3 protein-coding genes and 2 pseudogenes are annotated in these 3,533 nt (G+C 71.1%); 4 read left to right on the forward strand and 1 reads right to left on the reverse strand.

All coding sequences use genetic code 11. The features are described from left to right. The coding region (locus ABZ749_RS31790; RefSeq protein WP_357234321.1) for a His/Gly/Thr/Pro-type tRNA ligase C-terminal domain-containing protein at positions 1 to 506 on the forward strand (506 nt) is incomplete at its 5' end. 71 nt (positions 507 to 577) lie between these two features. Next, positions 578 to 1,519 (forward strand): acyl-ACP desaturase, encoded by a 942-nt coding sequence (locus ABZ749_RS31795; RefSeq protein ID WP_181518646.1) that lies wholly within the window; start codon positions 578 to 580, stop codon positions 1,517 to 1,519. Between the two features lie 153 nt (positions 1,520 to 1,672). On the opposite strand, the pseudogene ABZ749_RS31800 reads toward ABZ749_RS31795, so the two are convergent. Then, positions 1,673 to 2,186: pseudogene (locus tag ABZ749_RS31800) on the reverse strand (PaaI family thioesterase). 55 nt (positions 2,187 to 2,241) lie between these two features. Here ABZ749_RS31800 and ABZ749_RS31805 point away from each other — a divergent pair. After that, the gene (locus ABZ749_RS31805) at positions 2,242 to 2,718 is read left to right on the forward strand and encodes a helix-turn-helix domain-containing protein (protein WP_357234324.1); all 477 of its coding nucleotides are present in this window, start codon (positions 2,242 to 2,244) and stop codon (positions 2,716 to 2,718) included. 298 nt (positions 2,719 to 3,016) lie between these two features. Then, positions 3,017 to 3,533: pseudogene (locus ABZ749_RS31810) on the forward strand (alpha-lytic protease prodomain-containing protein); the annotation flags it as partial.

A 3,533-nucleotide genomic window follows, 5' to 3' on the forward strand; every position in this document is an offset into this window, starting at 1 on the left:
TGACCACACCGACCATCCGATCGCCCCGGGCCGCCAGGTTCTCCAGGACCCAGCTGCGCGGCTACGAGCGCTTCGGCTCCATCTGCTCCGGCGGCCGGTACGACAATCTGGCCAGCGCCGGCGCCGTCTCGTACCCGGGGGTGGGGATCTCGATCGGTGTGACCCGGCTGCTCGGTCTGCTCTTCGGCGCGGGGGAGCTGTCGGTCTCGCGGGAGGTGCCGACCGCCGTGCTCGTCGCGGTGACCAGCGAGGAGCACCGTACGGCCAGCAACCGGGTGGCCGAGGCGCTGCGGCGGCGCGGGGTGCCTACCGAGGTGTCGCCGAGTGCGGCGAAGTTCGGCAAGCAGATCCGTTACGCCGAGCGGCGCGGCATCCCGTACGTGTGGTTCCCCGGTGCCGAGGGAGCGCCGGACGAGGTGAAGGACATCCGCTCCGGTGAGCAGGTCACGGCCGGTGCGGGGGAGTGGACGCCACCTGCGGGAGACCTCAAACCCACTGTCGGGTGAGTGCCCCCACTGGCGCTGACGGCCGCGGGGACCTACGGTAGCGTAAGTTACGCCACCGTAGGGAGTTTCTCGTGACCGTCAGCACCACAGTGAGCCAGACCGCGCTGCTCGTCGAGTTGGAGCCGGTTGTCGCCCGCAACCTGGACCGCCACCTCTCGCTCGCCAAGGAGTGGTTCCCGCACGAGTACGTGCCGTGGAGCGAGGGGCGGACCTTCGACGGCCCGCTCGGCGGCGAGGCGTGGTCACCGACCGACTCCACCATCCCGGACGTGGCCCGCACCGCGCTGATCGTGAACCTGCTGACCGAGGACAACCTGCCCTCGTACCACCACGAGATCGCCACCCTGTTCGGTCGCGACGGCGCGTGGGGCACCTGGGTGCACCGGTGGACCGCCGAGGAGGGCCGGCACGGCGTCGCGATCCGCGACTACCTGACCGTCAGCCGGGCGGTCGACCCGGTGGCGTTGGAGCGGGCCCGGATGACGCACATGTCGGAGGGCTACACCAACGCCCACGGCGACGAGGTGCTGCACTCGCTGGCGTACGTCTCGTTCCAGGAGCTGGCGACCCGGATCTCGCACCGTAACACCGGCAAGGCCACCGGCGACCCCACCTGCGAGGCGCTGCTGGCCCGGGTGGCCGCCGACGAGAACCTGCACATGGTCTTCTACCGCAACCTGCTCGCTGCCGCGTTCGAGCTGGCCCCGAGTCAGGCCATGCGGGCCGTCGCCGACGTGGTGGCCGACTTCCAGATGCCGGGCAGCGGCATCGACGGGTTCGCCCGCAAGTCGGTGGCGATCGCCCTGGCCGGCATCTACGACCTGCGCCAGCACCGCGACGAGGTGCTGCAGCCGGTCCTGCGTCAGTGGGACGTCTTCAACGTGACCGGCCTCAACGCCGACGGTGAGGCCGCCCGTGAGCAGCTCGCCGCCCAGCTGGAGAACCTGGACCGCGCCGCGAGCCGCTTCGAGGAGAAGCGCGACGCCCGAGCCGCCCGCCTAGCCCTCCGCTAAAAGCCCGACCCCCCACCCCCACCCAGGCCCCCAGCCCCCCAGGCCCCCTTGCTCGCGTTGATCAAGAGGTTTCGGTCACCGGAGTCCGGTTTCCTGACGCAAACCTCTTGATCACCGCAGCGAGGGCGGGCGTCTGGGGAGGGGAGGGTGGGGTCAGGGGAGGGGGAGGAGGAGGCAGGTGCTGGTGGCGTGGGCTACCAGGCGGTCGGTGGCGTCGGTGATGCGCGCCTCGGCCAGGGCCGTACGGCGGCCGCGTTGCAGCACGGTGCCCTCGCAGCGCAGGGTGCCGCTGTCGACGGTGACCGGGCGGAGGAACTTCACGTTGAGGTCCAGCGAGGTGTAGCCGACGCCGGCGGGCAGGGTGGTGTGCACGGCGCACGGCGCACGCCGCGGCGGTGTCCAGCAGGGTCGAGAGCACGCCACCGTGGACGCTGCCGAGCGGGTTGTAGTGGAACTCCTGTGGAGTCAGCTCGACGACGACCCGGCCCTCGTCGGCTTCCATCCTGGCCATGTCGAGAAGGTGCATCACCGGCGGCGCGGCCAGCTCGCCGGCGATCATCGCCCGGAGCATGTCGAGGCCGCTTCGCCGACCGACCTGGGCGGCGTTGGCCGCCGGGTCCGCCCACGTGAAGGTACGGCTGCGCACTGGGTCCTGCGTCTGCGTCATGGACGCAGCCTGGCAGCCGGTTGCTGAGTCTGTCAACGAGATCTAGCCTGGTCGGATGCGACCCGCGGCTCTGGACTGGTCAGTGGAGAACTGCACCATCGCCCGCGCGATGGGGGTCCTCGGTGAGCGCTGGACGCTGGTGGTCCTCCGTGAGGTGTTCACCGGCGTACGCCGCTTCGACGACATGCGGGTGCGCACCGGCATTCCGCGCCAGGTGCTGACCAATCGGCTCGCCACCCTGGTGGAGCAGGGCGTGCTCAGTCGCGAGCCGTACCGGGAGCCCGGCAGTCGGCTGCGCCACGAGTACCGGCTCACGGACAAGGGCCTGGACCTGTGGCCGGTGCTGGTCGCCGTCCTCGCCTGGGGTGACCGCTACCTCGCCGACGCGGAGGGCCCACCGCTGCGCGTCACGCACCGCGACTGCGGCGCCGAGGTACGCGCCGACCTGCGCTGCGCCGACGGTCACGACGTGGGGCGGCCACGTGACGTGGTACCCAGCCCGGGCCCCGGCGCCCGACGCCGCACCCCCTGACCCGACGCCCGCCGCGCCCCGCGCTGAGCGGCGACTCGGAGAAGACATCGATGACCGTACGCGCCGAAAGTGCGGCGGTCGCCGATTGGTGTGACGGTGGCTGTTCACCAGCGTGTCGGGGGTGTTGCGGCCGCGCGGCCAGCCGAGGTCGACGAATTCGGGCGAATCCAAGCCTTGTTAATGATCTTAAGTATGTGAATACTTCAGTCTCATCCGGCCGGTTTCCCCAGATCGGCCGGGTTGCCCTCGGGTCAGCCGCCCCCGGCAGACCCGCTCCCCCGCCCAGGAGGTTTGTTACATGCGACCCACGAGGTCCTCATTCCGTGTTGCGGCCACAGTCGCCGTTTCCGGAACCCTGGTCGTCGGCTCGCTCATCGGCGCGCCCGCCCAGGCCGCTCCTGCCGCGTCGCCCGACGCCGCCGCCGCGATCTCCGCGGAACTCGGCGACCGTTCCGCCGGCTCGTACATCGACGCCAGCGGCAAGTCCGTCGTTACGGTGACCGATGCCGCCGCCGCCAGCAAGGCGAGCAAGGCCGGCGCCGTCGTCCGCTACGTCACCCGCGGCGCCGCCGAGCTCAACCGGGCCACGGCCGAGCTGGAGCGCTCCGCCAAGATCCCGGGCACCGCCTGGTGGAGTGACCCGGTCACCAACCAGGTCGTCGTCTCCGTCGACAGCACCGTCACCGGTGCCAAGCTGGAGCGGGTCAAGGCCGCCGCCGCGCGCGCCAACGGCGCAACATCCCGGTAACCAGTGAGTCCGATCTACCTGGCCCAGGATCCGACGCTGGCCGACTTCGGCCGGGATCCGTGGTGGC

This window comes from Micromonospora sp. NPDC047753 (assembly GCF_040642735.1).
Taxonomy (GTDB): domain Bacteria; phylum Actinomycetota; class Actinomycetes; order Mycobacteriales; family Micromonosporaceae; genus Micromonospora.

Bases quoted from the DNA above. Each gene is read 5' to 3' on its own strand.
- ABZ749_RS31805 (WP_357234324.1), top strand. From the start codon at position 2,242: ATGCGACCCGCGGCTCTGGACTGGTCAGTGGAGAACTGCACCATCGCC.